This is a genomic window from Mangrovimonas xylaniphaga (assembly GCF_001280435.1).
In the GTDB taxonomy this organism is placed as follows: Bacteria; Bacteroidota; Bacteroidia; order Flavobacteriales; family Flavobacteriaceae; genus Mangrovimonas_A; species Mangrovimonas_A xylaniphaga.
The window spans coordinates 519,285-545,311 of sequence record NZ_LBIP01000013.1 but is presented as its reverse complement, the minus strand read 5'-3'; the positions used below and the strand labels follow the sequence as shown (position 1 = coordinate 545,311).

The 26,027-nt window shown below is 36.4% G+C and carries 15 protein-coding genes; 3 read left to right on the top strand and 12 right to left on the bottom strand.

The window, feature by feature from the left end:
* Positions 1-97: 97 nt before the first annotated feature.
* From ZA06_RS02575 to ZA06_RS02545, 7 genes are all read right to left on the bottom strand, one after another.
* Positions 98-2,779 carry an insulinase family protein gene (locus ZA06_RS02575; RefSeq protein WP_053975848.1) on the bottom strand — a complete coding sequence of 894 codons (2,682 nt, stop codon included), beginning with the start codon at positions 2,777-2,779 and terminating at the stop codon, positions 98-100.
* A gap of 39 nt (positions 2,780-2,818) precedes the next feature.
* Positions 2,819-4,309 carry a hypothetical protein gene (locus ZA06_RS02570; RefSeq protein WP_053975847.1) on the bottom strand — a complete coding sequence of 497 codons (1,491 nt, stop codon included), beginning with the start codon at positions 4,307-4,309 and terminating at the stop codon, positions 2,819-2,821.
* 28 nt (positions 4,310-4,337) lie between these two features.
* Positions 4,338-5,459 (bottom strand): hypothetical protein, encoded by a 1,122-nt coding sequence (locus tag ZA06_RS02565; RefSeq protein WP_053975846.1) that lies wholly within the window; start codon positions 5,457-5,459, stop codon positions 4,338-4,340.
* Between the two features lie 33 nt (positions 5,460-5,492).
* Positions 5,493-6,917 (bottom strand): RagB/SusD family nutrient uptake outer membrane protein, encoded by a 1,425-nt coding sequence (locus ZA06_RS02560; protein ID WP_053975845.1) that lies wholly within the window; start codon positions 6,915-6,917, stop codon positions 5,493-5,495.
* Positions 6,918-6,927: 10 nt separating this feature from the next.
* Positions 6,928-10,569, bottom strand: a complete 3,642-nt coding sequence (locus tag ZA06_RS02555; RefSeq protein ID WP_053975844.1) for a SusC/RagA family TonB-linked outer membrane protein — start codon at positions 10,567-10,569, stop codon at positions 6,928-6,930.
* 162 nt (positions 10,570-10,731) lie between these two features.
* The gene (locus ZA06_RS02550; protein WP_053975843.1) at positions 10,732-11,919 is read right to left on the bottom strand and encodes a FecR family protein; all 1,188 of its coding nucleotides are present in this window, start codon (positions 11,917-11,919) and stop codon (positions 10,732-10,734) included.
* A gap of 119 nt (positions 11,920-12,038) precedes the next feature.
* Positions 12,039-12,569 (bottom strand): RNA polymerase sigma factor, encoded by a 531-nt coding sequence (locus ZA06_RS02545; protein WP_053975842.1) that lies wholly within the window; start codon positions 12,567-12,569, stop codon positions 12,039-12,041.
* Between the two features lie 387 nt (positions 12,570-12,956).
* On the opposite strand from ZA06_RS02545, the gene ZA06_RS02540 reads away from it, so the two are divergent.
* Positions 12,957-14,480 (top strand): aminotransferase class V-fold PLP-dependent enzyme, encoded by a 1,524-nt coding sequence (locus ZA06_RS02540; RefSeq protein ID WP_082331900.1) that lies wholly within the window; start codon positions 12,957-12,959, stop codon positions 14,478-14,480.
* On the opposite strand, the gene ZA06_RS02535 is transcribed toward ZA06_RS02540, so the two are convergent.
* The 5 genes from ZA06_RS02535 to ZA06_RS02515 form a co-directional block, all read right to left on the bottom strand.
* Entirely contained in the window at positions 14,477-16,510 is a 2,034-nt protein-coding gene (locus ZA06_RS02535; RefSeq protein WP_240472189.1) for a DUF2264 domain-containing protein, read from the bottom strand. The two genes, ZA06_RS02540 and ZA06_RS02535, sit on opposite strands and share 4 nt — an antisense overlap.
* An 11-nt stretch (positions 16,511-16,521) precedes the next feature.
* Positions 16,522-17,829, bottom strand: coding sequence for a BNR repeat-containing protein (locus tag ZA06_RS02530; RefSeq protein WP_053975841.1), 1,308 nt, complete (start codon positions 17,827-17,829; stop codon positions 16,522-16,524).
* A gap of 13 nt (positions 17,830-17,842) precedes the next feature.
* Entirely contained in the window at positions 17,843-19,069 is a 1,227-nt protein-coding gene (locus ZA06_RS02525; protein WP_053975840.1) for a glycoside hydrolase family 88 protein, read from the bottom strand.
* 209 nt (positions 19,070-19,278) lie between these two features.
* Entirely contained in the window at positions 19,279-20,022 is a 744-nt protein-coding gene (locus ZA06_RS02520; protein WP_053975839.1) for a hypothetical protein, read from the bottom strand.
* Positions 20,023-20,396: 374 nt separating this feature from the next.
* A complete protein-coding gene (locus ZA06_RS02515) occupies positions 20,397-21,086 on the bottom strand; it encodes an NUDIX hydrolase (protein ID WP_053975838.1) in 690 nt (229 codons plus the stop codon).
* 237 nt (positions 21,087-21,323) lie between these two features.
* Between ZA06_RS02515 and ZA06_RS02510 the strand changes: the two genes are divergently transcribed.
* Both ZA06_RS02510 and ZA06_RS02505 read left to right on the top strand, forming a co-directional pair.
* The gene (locus tag ZA06_RS02510; protein ID WP_053975837.1) at positions 21,324-24,377 is read left to right on the top strand and encodes a SusC/RagA family TonB-linked outer membrane protein; all 3,054 of its coding nucleotides are present in this window, start codon (positions 21,324-21,326) and stop codon (positions 24,375-24,377) included.
* 19 nt (positions 24,378-24,396) lie between these two features.
* Positions 24,397-25,962, top strand: a complete 1,566-nt coding sequence (locus ZA06_RS02505) for a RagB/SusD family nutrient uptake outer membrane protein (protein WP_053975836.1) — start codon at positions 24,397-24,399, stop codon at positions 25,960-25,962.
* Positions 25,963-26,027 lie beyond the last annotated feature (65 nt).

Sequence of the window (26,027 nt, the reverse complement as noted above, 5' to 3'; positions counted from 1 at the left end):
TTTTTTTAGATTATAGATTAATTTGAAAAAAGGCCTTCTATCTTAGAAGGCCTTTTTTATAACTTGAAAATGGTAATACCTGTTGCAAAAATAGGATCTATAAATTTTTTACCTGGATAATTTCCGTCATATGGTTTCTTAGTTCTTGATCAGAAATGTTTTTAATGGCCTTATTTAAGTCTTTTATGGTGAATAATTTGCCGTATTCTAAAGCTCTTTTTAAATAGATATCACTGATTACTTCATCATCATAAAAGTATAAATCTAGTTTAGTGGCTAACTTTGCCTTGGCTATTTCTATACTTTCATTGGAAATGTTCCCTTGATTCATTGGGATTAAAATTTCATTGATCATAACAGCCTTACTTCGCTGTAAATTATCATTGTCTGAAATATAGCGTAGACTCACCAAAGATGTTTTAGCCGGTTTATTGCCGCTGCCAGTAACTCCTAAGGTATAGATTAATCCGTATTTTTTGCGTAGAATTTCAAAAATTTGATGGTAGCCATGTTCTGCAATGGCTTCTGCAATTAGGGCATATTTAAATGTATAGTCTTTATTGAATTGTTTTTTGAATATAAAGCTAGCTCTGCTTTGCGTCTTAACTTTTCTATCTTCTACATATTCAGCAGCAACAACTTTGCCCGTATTGCTTGTTTTTGGAATTTTTTCTGTCCATTCCAAAACAGGTACTGTTGCAATGTAGGTGGAAATTAACGTATCTATGTTTTCAGGTAAGTCACCGCCAATATATAGATAGGAATCCTTAAAACTACGTTTGAATAGTTGATTGTATGCAAACATCCTTTCAACTAGGGCTTTATTGAAAACTATATTGTTCAAGCTGTCTAATTGCTTATTGAATCTTAATTTTTCCAAAACCTCTTGAGTATCGGGGCTATTTTCATTGGCAACAACAAGGTAAAATGCCTTTAGTAAGTTTTCAAAATTCAATGACTGATTGGCACTTCTTAATTCAAATTCAAAATTGTCTTTGCTTATTTCCGTTCGACTTGAAAACATGTATTGACGTAAAAAGCTAGAGGCTTCCTTTTCTGAATTTTCCCCGAAGGATTTACCAAAAAGATCCAAACTTACATTAAAAATAGGTTGGTCTTCCATGGGTAAATCGTTCAAACCATGTTTGGATACTATCCGAATTTTAGGTTTTGCGGTGGGCGCATTATTTACCACCACAGAAATCCCGTTTTTATATTCTAAAAGATATAAATCTGTGCCGAGTGTTGTTTTCTTTTCAATGGCTATAGGCATTTGTGTTTCTAAACTAATATCCGGTAAATTCGATTTGTTTTTAACTACAAAATTGCTGTTAGGCTCCACAAATTGATATTTTGGAAGTACTGTAAACTCTGTATTTATATGCTCCAGCTTATTTAAGATATATGCCTTAGTAAAGTCTGAACTGTATAAATCGGAGGTGCTATCAAATAAAATGGTTTTATGGTAAGCTGTAAATGTGTTTAGGATTTCAGTAAAATCACTAGGTCTTAGACTTTTATGTAAGCCAATAAGTAATTCATATTGTTGGTCATTGTTAAGAGGTATATCTCCATTTAAAAAATGGTTTACAACCTCATTAAGAGTTACTTTGTTGGCTTTGGGACCTCTTTTAGTCTTTGAAATAAATTCTTTCATAAAAAAATCTATTTCTTCTTGAGTAAATCCATGGGTTCGTGCTTCAGCCACAGCTTTACAAAAATTATCTAACATTGCTGAATATGATGTGGTATTTCTTCCTTGAAGTCTAATATTGTACATCATAGATCCTGGAAGAATTTCTCCTTTGTTTATGCTTGTTTCAGAAATGCTTTTGTTTGGATAAGTAGCAAGTCTATTTTCTAGTATTTTACAGAATAGATATTGTTTAAAATTATTTTTAAAAGTTTCATGGCTATCAATAGCATAACTAGGGGTCTTAAAAGCCATTACCAAAGTTGGTTTGCTATTTCTTATGCTAGATATATAATTAGAATCAATAGTTGTTTCTTTAGTTACATCAATATAGCTTCTTTCAAGGGTATTGTGATTTATTGGAATGGTCCTAAAAATTTTATCAATAAATTTAGCCACTTTTTTCTCGTTTACTTTGCCTTGAATAACTAGGGCAAACTGATCAGGGGTGTAATATTTATCATAAAAATCTTTTACCTGTTTCGCCGTAATGCCATTAATTTGTGATTCGGTACCCAAACCACCATGGCCTTCTAAAATAGTTCCGTTTAAATAAGGAGAAACAGAAGAATTTCGTTTTTTGATTTCTTCTATAACAACTTTTTGTTCAACTTTAAACGACGTGTCTTCCATTTGTAAATCGCCTACCCAATCTTTCATTAGAAGCAAGGTTTGTTGTAGGTATGACCAATTGTCTTCAGGTAAATTAATGTGGTATTCTGTTTTAGTGCTGTTAACACTTGCGTTGTAATCTCTACCTATGCGTAACCCCATTTTGTCAAGGGTAAGCATGGTTTCTTCTCCTGGGTAATTTTTACTGCCCTTAAATACCATGTGTTCTACAAAATGGGCAACCCCCCTTTCATCAAGTCGCTCAACTAAAGAGCCAACCGTGGAAACCAAATGGACGGTAACTTTACCACGTTCACCATCATCGGGGAGTATATAATAAGAAAAACCATTGTCTAACTTCTTGTAAGTAATACTTTCTGGCATAAAAAAAATCTGCCCAAAGCTTTGGGCAGAAATTATAAAAATGCTTAGAAAGCTTATGAAGTGTTTTACACTTGTTAAATTAACTTTCATTTTAATATTTATTATTCTTTAATCTTTGTTGTATTGTGCTTAATTGTAAAAGAATGAATAGGTGACTGTTCTTCCTTCCCATTGATAGCCACCACTGGTATAGGTTTTTACAATACTTGTAATATTTCCATCAGCATCAGCCTCATAAGTATAAGCAGGTTGCCTTAAATTTGCTCCTTGTGTACTTGTTGGATCTGTAACTACGGTTTTGGTCATCATATATTTATGCCAAAATAAATCATTAAATAACGGAAGCATTGTACTACTTGGAGCAATAAACGGTGGTAAGCTTTCGGTAAAAGTAGGAATCAAAACGGGATCGTAGTCCTCTCTATGCTGTCTATAGGCGTCCCTTGAGTTTGACATATAAGATTCCAATTGCCAATATTCACCATAGATATTTTCACCCAGGTTAAAAGGATCACTATAATAGATATTGCTTACAATGTTTGATCTCTTAAAGGATAGAACTTTGCCCGTTTCATCGTAAACAAATTCACTGCGTTCTAAATCAATATTACCTTCACTTGTATTGCCATTATTATCGTATTCAAATTCTTGGCTCTCTATTGTAGTTAACTTCGTTGTGCTTGGTTCATAATTGTAATAGTAGTAAATGTCCCTAGGATAAGTACCATCAGAAGCATAAGAGCGGTATAATAATGTATCTACCATATTTAGTTCATTGTAATGGTATTCAGAATGGTAATTAGCTCCACTTGGAAATTTGTAATCCAACTGTGTTAAATTATCGTTCTCATCATAGTTCAACTCTATATTTACTACTCCAATTGATAAACCAGAATCAAGCATATTAATTTTTGATGGTTTTTTAATGGATTCGTTTTTTTTGACTACAACGGTTGTTGTAGAGGATTGTCCTTTGTCATCAGCTATAAAAATATCTATATTGTATTCCAATCCAGGTTCCAAATTACCTAGAAATACCAATTCCTTGATTGTCTTTTCGTGGACAGGATCACCAGCGCTTCCTGTAAACCTGTATTGCTCTTCACCCTCAAAACTTATGGTAATGGTTTCTATGTAGTTCAAGCCAGCAGTAGCAATGCCTTTTAAGACAAAAGCTGGAGCAGCGACAGAAATATTTGTACCTCCTACCAATTTAATTTCCGGATAAGAAAAGCCTTTAACATCAATACGAATACCTTGGTTAAAACTGCGTTGGTCTTTGTCAACAACCTTAATGATATAGTTTAATACAGTATCTGTTTCAAAAGGAGTTAGATCTACTCGATAATTAAAATCGAACTTGGTTTTACCACTGTAGCCATCTACTATATCTAATATGGAATAGTCTGTGGCATTCAATATGTCTATAGTTTCAACCCCATTAGGGACATTCATTTTAATATTGATATCGTAATAGTCGGCGGTGTCGCGTCGTACTTCAACACGTTGGTCTTCTATTTCAAAACCTGGGTCTGGAAATTCAGGGTCGTTTTGACATGCCTGAAAAAGCAAGAGGCCGATAGTTCCCAGAAACAATATGTTTAATAAGTTCTTTTTCATAATGTATGTATTAAAATTCTTCATGAAATTAATTAAGTACTTCTAGGTCCGGGTTTACACTTATGATATCAATGCCTAAAGATGTGAACGTATCAAGTAAGAGTTTCATATTATTTTGAATGTTTTCAGGAAAAGCTTCTATTTCCGACGCATTTCTATGAATCATTTCACTTAAATAACTTCTTACATCTGTAAGTTTATCTTCAACAAAATCATAGGTAACAACGATAGCATTTTGGTGTCTTATGTAATTGATTACAGACAAACTATTACCATCTTCATCTACTGTTTGGATAAATGTTGTTAATCCTGTAGGTGAATTGTAGAAATATCTAGCATCTATAAAACCTTTTGAATAAAACCATTCTCTATCCACCACAAAAACCAATTTATCGTCTGGAACTTCCGTTTCTTCTCTGTAGATAGCTTCCATATTCTGACCATAGTATTCACTTTTGCCGTCAAAGAATTCAGCGGGTATTATGTCAATCAGGTTGTGCATGCTAATAATGCGGCTTAAAAAAATATAAAACGCATCTTTAGAATAGGTGTCTATGGTACTTTCAGAAGTGAATTCATCTAGATCGACACCAAAGACAATGGAGTGATCGTTATATACGGCTCTTAAATCTCCTTCTGTGCTGTTGTTTTTACGGGATTCCGATTCAACAAGCACATCACGCGCCTCACCACTTACACCATTGGGGCTATATACATAATTACTTATTAAAACTTTGTAAGGCATGTAATTGACAATAGTTTTACTAGCTTCAAAATACTTAAATAAGGAGGTGTCTAAAAATGTAGTGACAGAACTTTTATAGGCTTCATATTCTGAGATTTGATCTGAAGGAATCACACCTGCTTCATTTTCAAAACGAGTTCTTATCTCTGGAATTTCAATTCTTTCCCAAGCTGTTGCTTGGTTGCTGGTACCTGCTACATAGGCGAAATCCAGGATGCTATCGTACTCATAAAGTACTCCCATATTCAAATCCGTATACCATTTTTTTATGGTAGGATCTGATAAATCAATTTGGGAGCCTACACGATCTTCATCCAAGTATGAGGGTTCTACATTATCTTCTTTATCACAGGAGACAGAGATAAAGGCAACTAAAAGAAGGTATAGAATGCTGTTTTTTTTCATAAATATATTTTTAAGAGATTAACTAGATTCCAATTAATCAACAATAACTTCATTGTTGATTTCAGGAATCTTTTCGTAACGCTCATTATTTCTAATTAATGGATTGTTTTGTCTTTCTTTTAAAGGAATAGGGAGTGTATAGTTAAAATCGTCAGATAGTAACGTAAAAGTCTCTGTACCAATTTTAACACCATCATCACCAACTAAACTGAAGACATGTTTTATTTCGGGTCTGTTATCCATACGTCTTAAATCAAACCATCTGTGGTGGTCTTCAAAGCACAATTCTTTGCGTCGTTCATTCAATACAAAATCTAAAGTTCCGTTAGCATCTGGGTACTGAATGTTTGAAGTATTAGAATAACGTTTGCTGTGTAATTCTATAATATCATTAATAGCACTTTCTGATAATCCTTTTTGAGCATAGGCCTCAGCTCTGTTCAAGTAAGCTTCTCCAACTCTTAGATTAGCAAAACCTAAACTTGTATAGCTCCCGCTGCCATATTTTGCAGGGATATATTTTAGGTTTCCAGAGCCATCATCCACAGATGAAAAGAAAGCCTCCTTGCGGATGTCATTGTCTTCAAAAAAATCAAAAAAGCTAGGATTAACTAAATAGCCAGTTTGATCAAATGATACAGGGGCGGTTGTATAAAATGAGTACAATATCTCTGAGTTGGACTCGCTAACAAAAGGAGCAGCAGCAGTCATTTTAGTTAAGCTTCCAGAAGATATTACCATATTTGAATATTCTATTGCCTCATCCCATTTTTTTTGATAAAGCTTGACCCTAGACATTAGTAAATTACATGCAATACTTGAGGGGTGGAATTTATTTTTTGTGATACCGCTTAAGTCAAAAAGGTCCTTAGCAATTAAAATATCAGTTTCAATTTGGGCGTAACATTCGGCAACTGTATTTCTGTTGTATGTTGTTTCAACTCCAATATCAGTTCTTAGAGGCACTCCTAAATCGATATTGGCAGAAGCAGGATCATAGGGTTGTCCATAAAGGTTTAAAAGGTTAAAATAAGACAAGGCTCTTACAAAATAAGCTTCTCCTTTTACAAAATCGATTTCTTCTTGCTCTCCTAAGGCTTCGTCTATAAGTTCAATAACATAATTTGCGATTGCAATATCTTCATACATGCGTTCCCAAGAGTTATTTATGGAACTTAGAGAATTTCCTTCTTCGTCAATTTCAATTTCACGTTGCCAAGTATAGGTTGTTTTTCTACTCTCTTTAACGGAAGTCCTGGAAGAGGCATTTTCTGTGATATTATCTGTCATATGGTCAACAGTTCCGAAAATAGGGTACTGAGAATTAAATTCTTGTAGTAGCAATGCTGCAAAATGGTCTGTTTTTTCAGGGACTAACTTATCTTGGTCGCGTTCATCTAAAAAGTCGCTACAACCAAAAATTGCAATTAGGGGTAGTATAAATATTATTTTCTTCATAACTTTTGGTTTAGAATGACATGTTTAAACTTAAACTGTAGTTAGGTAAAGTAGGTAACCCTATGCCGGATACCTGCTCAGGATCTTGTCCTCTTAAATCTTTGTCGAAAGCGAAGTAGGATAAATTACTTCCTTGCACCGATAAATTTAAGTGTTTGATTCCAGAGCCTTGAAATAGTCTGTCTGGGACATTATATGATAATGTCAAGGATTGGAAACGAATATGGTCAGCTCTTACAACTCTGGCATCACTATTGTCGTACATCCACCATGAGTTTGTGCCTTCTGGAACAACTTTTCCGTAATTTGTAACATAGACCGTTCCGTACCCGTCTGCAGTGAAATTGGATGTGAAAGTTTGATTGTGATTTGAAATGGCAGGGATATTGGTTAAGGCCTCGTCACCTGGTTGTCTCCATCTGTTATTAAAATCGGCATGCATGTTTTCATAAGGTAACGGCATGTTTTGATTTCCGTTGTACAAACCTAACAACCTAGTTTTGTAACCTAATTTATAAGTGAAGTTGGCAGAAAGTGTAAAGTTTCCTGCTTTAATTTGGGTTCCAAAACCTCCATAAAATTGTGGGGTTCTACTTCCTTCATAAACTAATGCGGCTTCTAATTGTTCTTCAGCGGTCATATTTTCTTCAACCAAATGTTTGAAGGTAGGTAGCCCTTCTTCACTTAAGCCGTCAAATTGATAAGAGAAAAATCCACTTGTTGGGAAACCTGCTCTGTAGATATTACCAGCTAAATAATCTCTTACTGTTAGACCTCCAGCTTGGGCTCCTTCTTCAAAACCACTAAGTACTCTGTCTCTATCGTAGGAGAAATTAAAATTGGTGCTCCAAGATAAATCCTTAAGGCTTAAGTTGATAGTTCTAATGGCAAACTCGAAACTATTAACATCTTTGCTCCCGGAATTATAAGTTTGAACCGAAGAACCATTTACTAAGGATATTGGTCGTTGTTGAAGTAAATCGGTACTCTTGGAATATGCATAATCAATGGCTCCACTAATCTTTCCTTCGAGTAAGCTATAGTTTAAACCAACATTCGTGGTTGTAGTTTTTTCCCATCGAAGGTTTGCATTTGGGAACTGAGAAAGGCTAGCTGTATTTTCTGGATAATAAATGGCATTGTTCTTACCGTAATCCGAAATAATTAGATATGGGGTAGCATTGGGCATAGTACCACGAACACCGTATGATGCTCTTAAAGCTAACTCGTTTATACCGTAATTGTTTTCAAAAAATTTCTCGTTATGGATATTCCAACGTCCAGATGCAGACCAAGTAGGCTTGAACTTGTAGCGCTCGTATTGTCCAAAAGTATTGGATCCGTCACTCCGGGCATTGAAATTTAGAACATAGCGTCTGTCATATACGTAATTCATAATTCCAAAAACGGAGAAGTTATTTTGGACACGATCTGTAATCGTAGGATAGACAGATTGCCCAGAAGTGGTTAACCAGTTTATCATAGCATCATAATCGTAGGAACCAAAATCAAGGATAGAGTAGGTGCCATCTTCATTAGGTGTTACACTAACTCTAGGTAAGGAGACGAATCCGCGACCTTGATAATGGTTGTACCCAGGAACAGTAAAGCCTGTAGCCCCCCAGTAATTAACAGATCGAGCTTCTTGACCTAAGTTGATGTTGAAACTATGTTTGTCTGCTATAGTGAAATTATAGTTTAATTGGTTAGTAATAGAGTAACTGTCCTGACTAACCATTCCTCCACTATACACTCCTCCAAATGGTACCGTTGAGGATAAGTTAACGCGATCTTCGATTAAATTTTCAAATGCATCATAGGTTCTCAAGCCTGCGATATAATAAGTGTCTTCTGTAATCCATTGCTCGGTAAGGTTTGTTGTATTTCTATAACTTACTTGAGAATTTAATCTAAGATTTTTAAGGATGTCCCAACGTAAAGAGGCAACGATGTCTAAGTTCTTGTTAGTAATATTCCTTTCGGAATTATCCATCTCGGATAATACATTATAGTTGGCATATTCTACACCATAGGTGTCAGAAAGTATGCGTTTGCTTTGGTAGAAATAGTTTCCATCTTCATCATAGATAGGAACTGTTCTACTAGTGTAGTAAGCCTCGTTAAAAGCATTAATGGAGGTATGGTTGTATTTTGCTTTTTGAACAGCTCCACTTAGTCTTAATCCTAAAACTACATTGTCTCTCAAGTCTATGTCAAGATTTGAACGGGCTGTAATCCTATTCAGGTCTACATTTTTTTCAACACCTTCTTGGTCATCATATCCTAGAGAAAAGTAATATCTAACGTTTTCTCCTCCTCCAGAGGCGCTCACAGAATGTCGTTGTGTGATTGCGTTGCTATATAATACATCAAACCAATCGCTATTCAAGGTTTCTAGATAGTTGACTTGGTTTTGGAATTCTTGATAGTTGTAGGTGCCATCCCATAAATTCATTAGGGCCCCTTCGTAGCCTAAGCGATCTATATTGTCATAGGTGGTTGAATATCCTAAGTTTCTATCGTACATCTCTCTTGAAACATCAATTCGCTCTCTAGAATTCATTAAGTTGAAATCAGAATATCTTGGAGCCTGTACAATACTGAAGTTTCCTGAATACGTCAAGGAAGGTGTCCCTTGTTTTCCTCTTTTTGTCGTAATTACAATAACGCCATTAGCCGCTCTTGTACCATATATTGCCGTAGCCGAAGCATCTTTCAATATGTCCAACTTAGCAATATCAGAGGGGTTAATTCCTGTTAAGGCATTACCAATAATGTTTATGTTGTCAAAACTGTTAATTTGATCAGCAGTAAGTGGTACAGGATCTTCATAGATTACCCCATCTACTACCCAAAGAGGACTTTGGTTTCCTGTAAATGTGCTACCTCCACGAATTCTAATTTTAGCTGCGGCACCGGGAGTGGAGCTTAAATTGCTAACGCTTAGTCCTGTGGCTTTACCTTCAAGCATCTTTTCAACGCTTATGGCACCAGAAATATTCAACTCTTCTTCTTCTATTGAGGCGATGGAACTTGTCAATTCTCTTTTGTCAATTACTTGATATCCGGTAATAACAACTTCTTCTAAGTCTAGAATTTCGGGTTCTAATTTAACTAGAACATTTTCTTTGGACTCAGTGAATTCAATTTCTTTAGTGGCATAACCCAAGTAGGAAAAAACTAAAGTTACTGGAGCAGAAGGAACTTTTATTTTGAAGTTTCCATCAAAATCGGTTACAGCTCCAAGTCTGCTATTTTTTACCAAGACATTAGCTCCAGGTATTGGCATACTGTTTGCTCCATCTATGACGGTTCCACTTATTTCAATGGCGTTTTGAGGAGGAGCAACCTTGTTGTTTTCAACAATAACAATAACACCGTCTACTAATTTGTAGGATAAATTGGTGCCTACCAAGACTTCATCCAAAAGGTCTTTTACAGAAATATTGGTTTTATTTACGGAAATATTATCTAACTCATTAATTTTTTCATCATTAAAGAAAAAACTATAGTCTGTTTGTTTTCTAATTTCTTCAAATAATTTTGAAAAACTGACATTATTTAAATTTAAGCTGACTTGTTTGGATTGCGAATAGGTTGCTGCATTGATGGAAAAAACAGCACTGAAAATTAAAATAATGGATATCCTCATCTTTTATTATTGTTTTTTTGGGACTCAGTGAACTGGAAAGGAGTAGTTGATAGAATCGTTTGTGTCATATTTATATTTTATTAAAGTTGGTTGGTTGAATTGCACTTGCAAACGGTCATTAAAAACAACCTTAGTAATTTAATGATAATAAATTAATGAAATTTATTTGTAAACATGTATTTTTTTGTTGGCTTCAATTTTGATGTTTACAGACATTTCGGCTTCAATGATTTTTAAGATATTTGTCATGTCGCTATATCTGGGCAGGTCTCCTGTAAAGCTTAAGTTTTTTAAGCTTTCATCATCAAAAAACACTTCAACATCGTACCATCTGGATACTTTGGATAGAAATAATTCTAAATTAACATTGTTAAATACAAATCGGCCTTCTTTCCAAGCAATATAAGGATAGGTGTCAACGTTCAATTTATTTATATTATTGCCTTCCTTGTTAAGAATAGATTGCTCATTTGGAGATAATATTGTTTTGTCGGTTGAAAGTTTATTCGTAACCTGTACTTTACCTTCAACAAGGGTGGTCGTTACGCTATTATCGTTACTATAGGCCGAAATATTAAATTCTGTACCCAATACCTGTACTTCTTGATTGCCTGTAGCTACTATGAAGGGCAATTCTTTGTTAGGGCTAACATCAAAGTATGCTTCACCTTTTAATTCAACACGTCTAACATTTCCAGTAAATGGTACAGTATAGGTTAATTGTGTGTCTGAGTTTAACCAAACTTTAGTTCCGTCAGGAAGTACTAATTGATATTCCGCACCTCTTGGAACTTTTAAGGTGTTGGTTTTAATTTCTACTTGTTTTTCTTCACCTTCACTTTTATAATGGAGTATTCCTTTGGAATTTTCTACAGAAATAGTTCCTTCTTGAATTTTATTGTCCTTAGAATCTTCAAGGTCTATGATCTCACCGGTGGATAGTACCAATTCAGCATGTGAGGTGCCAGGAACAATACTAGAAGCTTCAATTGGTTTTAAATGACTTTCATTTGGGGTAAATAATGTGAATATAGAAATACCAACCACTAAAATAGCAGCTGCAGCAGAGATCCACTTTTGGGCTTTTAGGTTAAAAACTTTCTTAGGCTTTTCGGATGCGGTCTCCATACGCTCTAAAAAAGACGCCCACTCCTCCATAGTGTCTAATTTATCTTTTTTTTGTTGCCATTCCGAAAAATTATTGTCATTAAGGATGTTGTTTGCAATTTCTTTATTGTTTTTCTTTTGCTCCCAATCATGTAAAACCTCTTTCTGCTCTTCGCTTAAAGCATCTAATACTTTTCCAGATAAAAGCTCTGAGAATTCTATTTGTTCAATTATTTTATCCATTACCTAAAATTATTTCATAAGTATAAGTGGGTGTTATTTACCTAATATGACGCGATATTTTTACTAAGGAGTGACAGTTTTGTTAAAAAAAAGCTAAAAAAACACATGAAATCGTTAAGTTACCATGCAATAAATTGGTGTCCCAAATTTTTTCTGAGTAATTTATATGCTCTTCTTTTAACAGTTTTAACTGTGTTGATTGTCACATTAAGTTCATCGGCAATATCTTGATTGCTATAGCCCTTTAAAGTTAAGTTAACTGCCTGTTCTGCTTGAGGAGAAAGCTCTTTAATAGCTTTGTGTAAAAGAATATAAGTTTCCTCTTTTAAAACTTCGTTCAAAAAAGCTTCATTATTAACGGAAAGTCCATTTTCTAATTCTAAATTGGTAATTTTTTTTTCTTTTCGGATGATGCTAATGCAGGCATTTTTTACGAGTACGTACAAGTAGGCTTTAAGTGAGTTTTCGTCTGTAAAATCTTCCACATCTTTTTCCCAAAGTTTTATAAATGCTTCTTGGGCAACATCTTTTCCCTTTTGCTCATTTTGAAGTATTTTTGAAGCTAACAAGTACAATGATGGAAAATGACGTTCAAATATGACTTTGAATTCATGACTGTTGTACTGTATTTTTTTGCCAGATATTCTCATGTTCAATATCAGAAACAAAAGGTATAATCAAGAATTTTGTTCAAACTAATGTTACTGAATGTTCTAAAAATGATTCTAAGGTTAGATTATGCGGCTAGTTAAAATGAAAAAATCATGTGTACCAATAAATAACAAAAAAATAACAAAACAAAAATATATTTTCTTTTTTATTGAATAAAAGAGGAAGAATAAAAATAGTCTAGTTTTCTGGGGATTTAATGGAAATTTTTTCTTAATCTTTTAAGCATTAATAAAACTTTTAAAATTGTCACTCTTTTTGTTGGAAAAGACGTTTAGAGAATGGAGAGTCTTGTTAAGAATTGTATTTGTGCGATAAAAAGCGAGACGCTTTCTGTGATCTGGACTAATTCTACTTAAAATAATAATATGGGTACAATAGGTAATTTTCTTAAACCGGTAATAGGTAAAGAGGGGCTGTCAAAAAGCAAGTTGGAAGACTATTTTAAACCTTTTAGAGAAAATGTTATTGGATCGAGTACTAGTTTTAAGTCTCCTTATGGACGACAATCTATTATTTATGCTGATTGGACAGCTAGTGGAAGATTATATCGTTCCATTGAAGAAAAGCTTTTACATGATATAGGACCTTACGTAGCTAATACTCATACAGAAACGGCAATTACAGGTAGTGTGATGACGCATGCTTATCATGACGCCAGAAATATTATCAAGACTCATGTTAATGCTTCATCCGATGATGTATTGATAACTGTAGGTACAGGAATGACTGGGGCTATCAATAAGTTTCAGCGTATTTTGGGTATTCGGCTTAATGAAAACTTGAAAAATCACACTCAAATACCAGAAGAAAAACGTCCTATTATTTTCATCACTCATATGGAGCATCATTCCAACCAGACTTCCTGGTTGGAAACCATTGCTATTGTAAAAGTAATACCTGCTAATGATCAAGGGATGCCTTGCTTGGATAGTTTGCAAAAATTATTATTGGAGTATAGTGGGGACCCTATAAAAATAGCAGCGGTAACAGCCTGTTCTAATGTTACTGGTATTAGGACCAATTATCATGAAATAGCTAAAATTATGCATCAAAACGGAGGTTTGTGTTTTGTTGATTTTGCATGTTCTGCTCCTTATGTCGATATAGATATGCATCCTATTGATGAAGAAGCATATTTAGATGCCATAACATTTTCTCCTCATAAATTTTTGGGTGGACCCGGAACTTCTGGAGTGTTGGTTTTCCATAAGAAATTGTACAAAAATATGGTTCCTGATAACCCTGGAGGAGGAACTGTGAATTATACCAATCCATGGGGAGACCATGATTATATCGATGATATCGAAATAAGAGAGGATGGTGGAACACCAGGTTTTTTACAAGCTATAAAAATAGGATTGTCTATTAAGTTGAAAGAACAGATGGGGGTTGAGAACATTTTGAGGAGGGAGCATGAACTTTGTGATATTGTTTTTGATAGACTGTCCAAAATTGATAATCTGACCATTTTAGCTGGGGAGCATAAAGATAGGCTAGGTGTTTTTTCTTTTTATATTGATAATGCTCATTATAATTTGGTGGTGAAACTTTTGAATGATCGTTTTGGAATCCAAACAAGAGGAGGTTGCTCATGTGCAGGTACCTATGGGCATTATTTGTTACATGTGGATCAACAGACCTCTAAGTCCATCGAACAAAAAATTCTTGGAGGATGTTTTTTAGAGCGTCCGGGATGGGTCCGTATGTCAATACACCCAACAATGACTAATGATGAAATTGAATTTATTTGTAATGCTATTGTTGAAGTTGCTGAAAAACACGAGGTATGGGGTGTGGATTATCAATATGATGCTTCTAAAAATGAATTCAAACATCTTAGTGAAGATAATGGAGAGGCAATGATTGTTAATGATTGGTTTGAAATTTAAAATGACCTGTTAGGGGAAACTGAAAATTTACAGGTTTTGGTATTGCCATTTTTCATTTTCACAATGACATTGCCGTTTTTCAGTTTTAGATTTTTAACAGGGACTAAATCCTCTTTGCTCCAAGAGTCTCCCGATGCTTTCCATAACATCAAAGTAGCAAAAATGCTGTCTGCTTTTGGAGCGTACTGGGCAACGGCATTTAAAACACTACTTTCTTTGGAAACAGGATGCAATCCTGTGGTTTCAATAAATTCTAAGTTGTCCCAACTACTCAGTATGACCATGGCAAGTTGGTAGGTGCCATTATCCATAATCAAAATGTCGTGGCTATCAATGCGTTTCCTTGAGTATTTGATTTCCTGTTCCGATTTAGGAAGGGCGTAATGTCCCAAACGCATTTCCAATGGTTTATTGGTTGTGTTAAGGTCTATACGTAGTATGCCATTTGGTAAAGGAATGTCGGCCAATTGCATGGTAACGGTTTCATCGGTTTCCAAAACTGCATCTCGATAGTAAATACCGTCCTCAAATTTTTTGAAATCGTAAAGTCTAAATACCTCCCATTCATTTTTTTTGTTTTTGATGGCATAATTCATGGAGACTTCTCCGTTCTGTCCATCCGCTTGCCAAGGAAAGGCACTGTTGTAGGACAGTTTATTGTAATTTTCCGAAGAGCGGAACTTTTGCCAATCATCCGCTACTTTTTCGTGGCACCAAGCACGTATTTCCGAAGCGCCAATATTGGGGTAATCTGTAATTAAGAGGTTTGACTTTTCTTGAAATTTATTGTAAACCGTATCTTTTTTGAAATCCGTTTTCCAAGGGTCGTTGTTTTCTATGGCAGTCCAAAATGGATTGTTGTCAGGAATGAGCAACCCAAGAAAGGCTTTGCCCATCCAATACACGCTGCCGCGACAGCTGTAATTTTGAACAGCGGGTTCAAAATGTCCGTAAAAGCCGAGAGTAGGAACTTCGTCTTCCAGAAATTCTGGGTTGGACAAAAACTGCATTAGCACGCCTGAGGAGATTCTGCGCATCCAACCATAATTAATGTCTTCATTTTCCAAGGTTCCGAAAAAGGGTAGCGGGCTAATAGACGCAAACCGGTAGCTGATGCTTCTGCCATACATGATCATTTCTCCATTTTCTGAAAACAGATAAGGGTAGTTGTCGACCATGTCTGTGAAATTGCTGGTGAACTTTGCAGCAATCTCTGGAAGGTACTTCTGTCCGTAAAATTCAGACCATAAAATACCGTAAAGCTGAAATGCCCACATGCTGTAATAATCATAGGCAGGAGCGTCATTATACCAGCCATCTGCACGGTATTGATCTAGGGATAGATTTAAATATTCGGTTAATAATTCCTCGTTTATGGGGTATCCTTGATCTTTGAAAAAACTCATCACAAAAATGTTGAAAAACCTCCAATTGGAAGGTACAGTTGGTCCATTGCCGTAGCTCAGCATGGTATGGGCTAAGGCGTCCTTTTGCTCTTGGGATAGTGGTTCCCAAATGGCCTCCGGTGCTACAAAAAGTGAAATGGCCAGTGCTCCAAATTCAACGAGAATTTGAGTAGGTCCCTGATCTTGAGTTCTAGGTGGAATATAGGAGGCTTTAGAAGGATTCAGTAAATTTAAAATTTGAAGGCGATAATATTTTGCCACATCAATGCCGTTAACCTGTAAGGAGGGATTTTCCTTTAAAAGTGGCGCTGCCACAAACAACGTACGGCACAAGCCTTCAAGCTTTTCCGTTGGTACCTGATCTTCGTTATGCGGGTAGCTTTTTCCAGGCAACTTCGGGAACTTCATCGGGTCTTCATAGGAATTGATGTATGAAAAGGCGCCTTCCAAAATGTATAATGCGGCATCTCTCCAATGTTGTTTGGTCATTCCAGTATAAGGACTCTGTTCGTAATCTGGTTGGTCAATTTGAAAAACAGCCGCTGTCTTTTGGTTGCTTTGGGCATTTAGCCTTGTGAAATTTGCTGTTAAAAAGAGGGCTATTAATGTGAATATGATTCTCACTGTTTTATTTTTTAAGGTTGCCAGTCTAAAACTTCAACATCACTTTTCTGAATGTTGGATAAGCCTTCACCGTCTACTTGATAGGTTTTTTGTAAAAATAGACTCAGTATTTTTGAGCTTTTCCAAAGTTCCGTATCCAAAGTCGGTTCCCACGCTTCGTAAGAGTCCTCGGTTACATCTAAAATTTGCCAGTTACTATCAAATGGAAATGTGTTATAGGCAATTGATACTTTGCTACCGCGTTCTTCATCCCTGAAAATTACAATGATGTCTTTAGAGTCCGTTGCTACTATTTGAGGCCTGGAAATAGGGATTGATTTCGTGCCTAGTCCGCTTAGGCTAAAAGGTGTTTTTCTGAAACCTAAGTTGATAGTTTGCCATTGGTCTGTTTTGTAGGTAAGATGGAATTGCGGAATCTCACTATCTGCTTCACGCCAATAACTAACAATAAACGGATTGCCATGCTTGTCTGAGGTCATGGAAGTTTGGTTGATAAGCTCGCTGTTTTGAGGGATGTTTTCAATCACTTCAGCAGAACTTTCTGTAATAGGAAGTTGGTAAATTTCTCCTGTCGATTTTTGCCAGGTTTTGCCACCGTCTTTAGAAGTGGCGTAAGCCAAATCATGATTGCTTGCCACGTCGGGGCTTTCCCTCCAAACCCAGGAAATATGAATTTGGTCATTTTTGTCTATATAGGCCTGCCAATAGGCATTTCTTAAACCTTCTCCATCTATAAGATTATCCTGTACCCTGTGCCAAGTTTGAGTTTGGGTGTTGTAATAGTTGATGACAAGATTGCCGTTCCCTGAACCTCCATCTCTATAGAAAAAAAGGAGGTTGCCATCCTGTAAGGCGTAGAATTCAGGGTAACTTACCTGTTGCTCTTTGTCGCTCAACATTGGTGTTTTTTTGCCTAGTTCCAAAGAATTGGGACGGACACTTTTGGCATAGTTAAGCTGATTATTGTGGTTGCCCCAAGCCACATGTAAAAACCCCTCGCCATCCACCATAATGCTGATAGAGTTATGGGCATCTTCTACATGGGCAGTGTAAGGAGTGACTAAGGTTTCCCATTGACTGGATTTTAGGAGTCTTTTTCCCAATACCACATGACCTTCTGGATTATAGTAAGCAATGTACTGGTGTTTGTTGTGCGTTACTAAAGAATTTTTTCTAAAAATAACAGTATTGATAGAGTTCTTGGCCCATCCTTCACCCACCTTCGAGATGCTGGTTTCTAAAGGTTTTTGGAACGAAGTTTTGTGGCAAGAAGCCGCTAAAAGAAAAAGTAAAAGATAGGAAAACGTATGTTTTAACATGATTGCCTAATGTCTAATTGATGGGGTCTATTTTGTTTAAATATCTTAAAAGAGCTTCCACGTAATAATAGTCGGCATAGGATAGGGGAACGTCAACTTCGGTATTATCAGGCATATTCCCAACACAATGTTTGATGATAAAACCGCCTTGTTCACCTTGCGATGCAAAATATTCAGGAGAAGAGAGACTTTTGAGCATTTGTTCGGTAGTATTGAAGTAGATTTTGGCTTTGTCTTGCGAAGCGTAGTTTTTGAGTTCCAAAAAGGCAGAAGCCATAATAGCCGCAGCCGAGGCGTCTCTTTTGGCATTTGGAATATTGGGTGCGTCAAAATCCCAATACGGAATTTTATCTTCAGGAAGGTTGGGATGGTTAATAATAAAGTCTGCAATACCCATGGCATGTTCTAAATATTTTTGGTTTTTGGTATATCGGTACATGGTAGTGTAGCCGTACAATCCCCAGGCTTGCCCGCGTGCCCAAGAAGATTCATCGGCATAGCCTTGATCGGTATTTTTCATTTCAACATTTCCTGAAATGGTATCGTAGGAGACAACATGGTAACTGCTAAAATCTTTACGGAAATGGTTTTTTAGGGTAGTATCGGCATGTGTTAAGGCTACTTCGGTAAATTGATCGTTGGTGAAATGTTTCCCTGCCCAAAGCAGCATTTCCAGGTTCATCATATTGTCAATGATTACAGGGTATTCCCATTTGTCATTCCACGGTGCAGGATCCCAAGAGCGTATAGTTCCCGTTTTTGGATTGAAACGAGAGCTTATGGATTGCGATGCATTTTTGATGATTTCGGCATATTCGGGATTGTGCGTTACTTGATAAGCATTGCCAAAACTGCAGAACATCATAAATCCTAAATCGTGGGTGGTGGTATTGTATTGTTCTTTTTCAAGTTCTGTCAATTTTGTTTCGGCTGTTTTAAGAAACATGGAATCTTGAGTACCTTCAAATAAATACACCAAAGTACCTGGGTAAAAACCACTGCACCACCAACCGGAGTCACTAAATCTAAGAGTATCGTTGGTATAAGTAGTGGGAAATTGGTTGACAGGAACGTTTTTGGAAAGGGTTTTGTAATTGTTGGCTGCCATTTCCAAATGCTGCTCAGCCCAGTTAGTTTCTGATTGCTGAGGTTTTTTGTTTTCCGTTTTGCAGGAGATAAGGCTAACTATTAAGCTGAAACTTATCAGGTGGTATGGGGCTAATCGATTTTTGAATTTCATTTAATTTTCAGGTGAGAGGTTAATTTTACAACTTAGTTTTGTCACTTGTAAGGCACTGCTGTCCTACAAAACTACGTGTTTTTTATGGTATTGGGGAACTTGTTATTTGTAAAAAGGCACCCACGTATCACTATGGTTGCTGCTACGTGGGTGCCAAGGTGTTATTGGGAAAGATTTACATCAAATTATATTCGGTTATAAATTTTGTTTTATTCTATAATTTCCACCAATTGTTCCATTTCAACTAATGCACCATTTACATATTTTTCTTCCTTGATAAAGCCAATGTCTGGGGCGTAATATTTTATTTCGTATTCACCTGTTTCAAAGGGATTTTCGTCTTTGGTCATCAAACAGTTTTGATAGGTTCCTAAATCGATGGTGACCGTTTCGTTGGTACTTAAAACTTCGGCATAATCTTCAGCTTCGTCTTCCCAATATTCTTGGTGGTACGTCAGCCCTACATATGGTGCAATTGGAAGCCAATAACCGGGTAGGGCATCATCTATTCCTGCTTCCCAAGAGCCGTCATTGTCTTCAAAATCTCCATCATCGTCGTAATTTTTAACGGATTCTCCAAAATACCAAAGGTTGCCATTGTCATCTTCGGCAATCCAATCATCGGTATCTTCAATAAGAATACCGTCTTTATAAACCACATCATGTTGGATAAAACAGGTCACTCCCATGACCGTTTTGGTGTTGGTCCTTATTTCTATTCTAATTTCCTCTTCGGGTTCTTCTCCAATATCACCAGCTTCATACACATAGATGGTTCCTGTGGTTTGCGGGCCAAAATAATTGTTGGTGATTGTGGTTGGGGATGTGAACGTTACTTGCGAAACATCCGGAAGGTCGTCTGGGATGTTGTTGGAGGGAGTGGAAGAATCGTCGTCGTTGCTACAAGCCAATAGGCTTGCAAAGATTGTGAATAATAGCAGTACTTTTTTCATAGCCTTAGATTTTATATTTGTTTTTAATAGCAGCCTAAGTAGAAAATATGGACAGGATAGCAGTGAACATGGTTGGAAGGCAATAACCGAGGGATGGATTATTTTGTTGAAAACTATTCAATGACGCTTATTTCACGTAATAAGCATCAATATTTTACCCAAGCTTTGTGTTTCGTCTTCCAATTTTAGCTTTTTGGAAGTCATTAGCGGAAGGTGATGCAGGTAAAAAGTTTAGTTAATTTTTTAACGTAATATATTGAAATATATTGTGTTGTGTGTGTGGGGTAGGTGTGTGTAGTAAATTTTTTTGCTTTACTGTTTGCGATGAACTGTGGAATAAAAAAAAGAGAACGTTTACGTTCTCTTTTTGTGTGTTAGATTTTAAAAATAAAGCCTTCGTGGGTTTTTTTATCATATTTTTCTTTGTCAAACATATGAAGATAAGAACCTTTTCTTGAAGATTCCATGTCCTTTTCATCTAGCTTGATTAAAATATCCAAGGCATTGATTTTACTGATGAAATTCCGTTTGTCCAAGTCTGTGTCCAAAATAGATTCATAGAGTTTTTGCAATTGCCTCATGGTAAACTTTTCAGGTAAGAGTTCAAACCCAATAGGTTTGGTAGAGGCTCTGTATTGTAGGCGTTTAATTGCTTGGTCTACCATTTCGTTGTGGTCAAAAATCAGGTTTGGGATTTTATCAATGGTAAACCATTTGGCCGAATAGTGCTCTATGAGTTCTTGGTCGTGGTCTTCAATATTGATAAGTGCATAGTAAGCCACCGAAATGGTACGCTCTTCAGGATCACGGTCTACTTCACTATAGGTGAAAAACTGTTCCAGATATACTTCGTCAAGACCTGTAAGGTGATTCAAAACCCTATTGGCTGCATCGTCTAGGTTTTCTTCTTTTTTCAAGAATCCTCCAATTAGGGACCATTTTCCTTTTTCGGGTTCAAAATCCCTTTTAATGAGCAAAATTTTCAGCTTGTCTTTGTCAAAGCCAAAAATGATACAGTCCACGGCCAATAAAACCTTGTCTTCTTTACTGTAGTTATTTAGCATCTAAATTTATTTGAGCATTGCTAGGCAACTTTATGAAAAATATTACAATTAATCAATTAAAATTTAATAAATGTAAAAAACACAATTATTAATTCGGTAATAAATATAGTGCTTAAATATGTAATTCTTAAAAAAATCATAAAAAAACTTGCTTATTTGAAAAAACTTTAATTCCTTTGGAAGTGTATAATTAACACTTATAGCTAAATTTTAAAACTAATTCTAAATTATTCTAGTATGATAACAACCAAATTTTTGATTGGTAATCATTTGACGCTAAGGGTTCCAAAGTGTCTTTTTGTGATGATTATGGTGCTGTTGTCGGCAACTGGTTTTGCCCAACAGAAAACCATTACTGGAACAGTGACATCAGCCAGAGATGGCATGACACTGCCAGGAGTTAATATTGTTGTGAAGGGAACTTCCAACGGTACAGCTGCAGATTTTGACGGAAACTATTCTATTACGGCATCTTCGGGTGACGTTTTGGTGTTTTCTTTTGTTGGGTACAAGCAAAAGGAGGTAACCGTGGGAGGTCAAACTGTTATTAATGTGGCTATGGAGGAAGATGTTGCAGCCCTTGACGAAATCGTTGTAGTGGGGTATGGTGCAAAGAAGAAAGAAAACTTAACAGGATCGGTAAGTGTGGTTGACGTAGAGGATGCTAAAAAGACCATTACTTATGATGTTGCTAAAATGATCCAAGGACAAGCGCCGGGGGTGACTGTACAGTCATCTGGTGAGCCTGGTGGATTTGTAAACATTAAAATTAGAGGGATTACTTCTTTTAGAAACAATAACCCATTATTCGTTATCGATGGAGTAATTGTTGATAATCCTTATGATTTTGCTACAGGAGACATCGAGTCCATCCAAATTTTAAAAGATGCGTCTTCTGCGGCAATCTACGGTGCTCGTGGAGCTAACGGGGTAGTAATTATTACCACTAAAAAGGGTAAGGAAGGAAGATTGGATATCAGTTACAAAACAACACTTGGTTTTCAGAATGTTGCTAAGAACAGATGGTATGATTTAGCAAACAGAGAGCAATACCAAGAGTTGGTAAGAGTGGCCGAAACTAATGCCAATGCGCAAGGTCTTGGTGTGCCTACATCACCAGGTGTGTATCCAGATAACGATTTGTTTATTGACGATGTGGATACTGATTGGCAAGATGAGGCCTTTAGAACTGGTGTTTTAGAAAATCATACCTTGACCTTTAATGGAGGAGCAGAAGCTTTGAGTTACAATGTAAACTTAGACTACTTTAAAAATACCAGTTATTTTGAAACACCTCAGGCCTACGAAAGATATTCGACCAATATCAACTTAAATGGTGAAAAAGGACGTTTCAAATATGGAGCGAAAGTGGCTTACTCTTTATCTGATAAAGAAAACTTTAATGAGTACTTAGCGGGAACAAGTTCTATTATTAATTTGTTGACTGCTGTTCCAACTATGCCTGTATATGATGAAAACAGACTTGGAGGTTACGGTGGTACAGATGGTATCGCGCAACGTGCAATCTCTCTTAACGTAATTGGGTATAACAATTTAATTACCAATGAAAACAAACGTAATCGTTTTGTGGGAAATATTTGGGGAGAATATGAAATCTTAAAAGGTCTTAAATACAGATTGAATGTAAGTGGAGACCGTACAAATTGGGATACTAGATATTTTAATCCGCCAAGTGATTTAGGATGGTATTATGTAACTACAAATGACGAGTCAGCATTAGATGTAACTAGTGGGAATACTACTAGGACAATTATCAATAATTTGTTAACTTATGATTTTACTTTAGGAGAGAAGCACAATTTTAATGTGTTGGGAGGTATGATTCAAGAGCGTAACGATTTTTACAATTTAATAGCAAGAGGTGTTGGTTTTGAACCAGGTGAAATTTCTCATTTAGAGTATGCTGATAACAGAAATGCCTCTGAATATGAGTCTGCTGAAACTTACAAGTCTTACATTGGACGTTTCAATTATGATTTTGATGATAGATATTTATTTGAAGCAAACTTCCGTCAGGATAAATCTTCAAAGTTTGCACCTCAAAACAATACAGGAAACTATTTCTCTGTATCCGGAGCTTGGAAAGTGCATAATGACTTCAACTTACCAGAATGGTGGAACACCTTTAAAATCCGTGGAGGTTACGGGCAGTTAGGTAACAACACTATAGGTTTGTATGAATTTGCACTAAACATCAACCCATTTGCTAGCTATTTATTCGGTAGTGAATTAGCTCCTGGGTCAATAGTAATAGATATCGTAGATCCAGACATTAAGTGGGAGGATACCGAGTCTACAAACGTAGCGGCAGAATTTGGAATGTTTAACAACAGATTGCAGTTTACTGCAGAGTACTTTAAAAAGCAATCTACGGACTTATTGGCTGATGTGCCAATTCCTTACTCTTCAGGGTCGTTCCCAATTGTATTGACAACCAATGCGGGTACAGTACAAAATACTGGTATGGAATTTACCTTGAGTTGGTCTGATAGTAAAGATGATTTTAGCTATAACATTTCTGCTAACCTTGGTACTTTGAAAAATGAGGTTAAGAAAATTGGAACGGATGATACTCCTATTACCGTTGGTGTAGGAAGAACTGAAGTAGGACGTTCTGCTGGTGAAATCTACGTGTATGAGGCGGAAGGAATTTTTCAATCTCAAGAGGAAATCGATAACCATGCTTACCAAACAGGAAATACAGCACCTGGAGATGTGAAGTTTAAGGATATTAATGGAGATGGGTTTATTACAGATGACGACAGAACTTTCAAAGGAACTGTAATTCCAAAAGTTAACTTTGGTTTGAATATGAGTGCTCGTTATAAAAACATTGACCTTTCTTGTTTCTTCACTGGAGCAGCTGGACATAAAATCTACAACGCGACTTACCAAACATTAATGGCTGGAGATTTAGGAAATAGCCATACAGATATGTTGAATTACTGGTCGCCAGATAATACCAATACTAATGTGCCTAGACCGGTAATTGGAGACCCTAATGCCAACAACAGAGCTTCTGATAGATTTATCGAAGATGGAGACTTTGTAAGATTGCAAAGTTTGGAGTTAGGGTTTAATATTCCTTTAGAAACTAAAGTGTTTACTAAAGCTAGAGTATTTGCTTCAGGACAAAACCTATTTGTAATAACTAAGTACAATGGCTATGACCCTGATTTCATTAGTGATGGTTTATTTAACAGAGGAACAGAATTTGGATCTTTCCCTAACCCAAGAACTTTGGCTTTAGGAGTGCAGGTAGACTTTTAATTAGAAACAATTGAAAATTATGAAAACTAGACATATATTATATTCAATAGCAGTAGCAACCTCTGTGTTGGCTACCAGTTGTGTAAGCGAAGATGATCTTAATCAAGTAGATCCAAATTTCGAAACAGCAGATTCTTTTTGGGAAAATGGCGATGATGCCCTCAAAGGGGTAAATGCTGTTTACGGTGCCTTGTTGAACGATGGAACCTATATGAGAAGTACCCCTTTATTGTTAGATTTGAAGGGTGACGGAACAAGAAGTAACTCACCATGGGCGGCTATGGCCAATGTTGGGAAATTTAACAGTAGTGTTGCGGATCCAGCTATTTATGGATGGGCCTTTGAAATGTATTACCAGGGAATCTATAGAGCGAATCAGGTATTGGAAAATGTACCAAATATAGAAATGGAAGATACAGCTTTAAAAGACAGAATTTTAGGGCAAGCTTATTTTATGAGAGGTCTATATTTTTTCCATGCCGTGAACATGTTTAAAAATGTACCACTACCTTTAACAAGTACTCAAGTTTACCATGAGCAAAAATCGCAAGAAGAAGGTTGGGCTCAGGTGAAATCTGATTTGGAAATGGCTGCCAGTTTGTTACCAGTGTCCTATAATGACGTATCTGGGCCGGATCAAGGTCAAAAAGGACGTGCTACTAAAGGAGCAGCTTTGGCTTACTTAGGAAAAGCACATTTGTTTAACCATGAGTTTGCGGAAGCAAAAACAGCATTTGAACAAGTGATTGGATTTGGTGTTTATGATTTAGTGCCAGATTATAGTGATAACTTCACCGAGGTAAACGAAAACAATGTGGAATCCATTTTCGAAGTGCAATTCAACAGAGATGTTGCAGGTGTAGACCTTTCGTGGGGAGGTGCACCAGCATCTGGTTGGGGAAAAACTTCAGCAAGAGCGATTACTTATGGACCACCTACCTTTGGATTTACAGATGCACAACCAACCTGGACTTTATTTAATGAATATCACGAGGAATTGACAGTAGATGGAGAGGTTGATCCAAGATTGGATGCCACTATGTTTTACAACAAACCAGGAATGATGTTGTATGGTGTGGAGTTTGCTGTGCACTATGCTGGAAATGAATCTTTCTTAAATGAAATTTACTGTGCCAAGTACCAAAATTCAGATGGAAGTAGACCAGATGAATACGATTGGAGATCAGGGATCAATGAGCGTATCATGCGTTATGCTGATGTGTTGTTGATGTATGCGGAGTGTTTGAACGAATTGGGGCAAACAGATGCGGCATACCCTTATATCCAACAAGTAAGAGACCGTGTGAATTTGCCAGACTTGGCTACTGTAAATCCAGGGATGAGCCAAGCGCAAATGCGTGACCAAATTGCTCACGAACGTTTCTTGGAGTTCCCTTTGGAAGGGCACCGTTTTGACGATATCCGTCGTTGGGGATGGCTTGAAGATTCTGCTAAATTGGAATGGTTGAAATCTAGAGACTCAGAGTACAACAGTTATGTGCCAGGAAGAGAGTATTTCCCAATTCCACAATCTGAAATGGATAATAACCCGTTAATGTCTATCGGACAAAATACAGGATATTAATATTTGTTAATTTTGAATTAGTCTTCAGTTACGAAAGACCGCGCCGGTCGCGCGGTCTTTCTTTA

Coding starts and splice junctions, on each gene's coding strand:
- ZA06_RS02575 (WP_053975848.1), bottom strand. CDS start 2,779: ATGAAAGTTAATTTAACAAGTGTAAAACACTTCATAAGCTTTCTAAGC.
- ZA06_RS02570 (WP_053975847.1), bottom strand. CDS start 4,309: ATGAAAAAGAACTTATTAAACATATTGTTTCTGGGAACTATCGGCCTC.
- ZA06_RS02565 (WP_053975846.1), bottom strand. CDS start 5,459: ATGAAAAAAAACAGCATTCTATACCTTCTTTTAGTTGCCTTTATCTCT.
- ZA06_RS02560 (WP_053975845.1), bottom strand. CDS start 6,917: ATGAAGAAAATAATATTTATACTACCCCTAATTGCAATTTTTGGTTGT.
- ZA06_RS02555 (WP_053975844.1), bottom strand. CDS start 10,569: ATGAGGATATCCATTATTTTAATTTTCAGTGCTGTTTTTTCCATCAAT.
- ZA06_RS02550 (WP_053975843.1), bottom strand. CDS start 11,919: ATGGATAAAATAATTGAACAAATAGAATTCTCAGAGCTTTTATCTGGA.
- ZA06_RS02545 (WP_053975842.1), bottom strand. CDS start 12,569: ATGAGAATATCTGGCAAAAAAATACAGTACAACAGTCATGAATTCAAA.
- ZA06_RS02540 (WP_082331900.1), top strand. CDS start 12,957: ATGGGTACAATAGGTAATTTTCTTAAACCGGTAATAGGTAAAGAGGGG.
- ZA06_RS02530 (WP_053975841.1), bottom strand. CDS start 17,829: ATGTTAAAACATACGTTTTCCTATCTTTTACTTTTTCTTTTAGCGGCT.
- ZA06_RS02525 (WP_053975840.1), bottom strand. CDS start 19,069: ATGAAATTCAAAAATCGATTAGCCCCATACCACCTGATAAGTTTCAGC.
- ZA06_RS02520 (WP_053975839.1), bottom strand. CDS start 20,022: ATGAAAAAAGTACTGCTATTATTCACAATCTTTGCAAGCCTATTGGCT.
- ZA06_RS02515 (WP_053975838.1), bottom strand. CDS start 21,086: ATGCTAAATAACTACAGTAAAGAAGACAAGGTTTTATTGGCCGTGGAC.
- ZA06_RS02510 (WP_053975837.1), top strand. CDS start 21,324: ATGATAACAACCAAATTTTTGATTGGTAATCATTTGACGCTAAGGGTT.
- ZA06_RS02505 (WP_053975836.1), top strand. CDS start 24,397: ATGAAAACTAGACATATATTATATTCAATAGCAGTAGCAACCTCTGTG.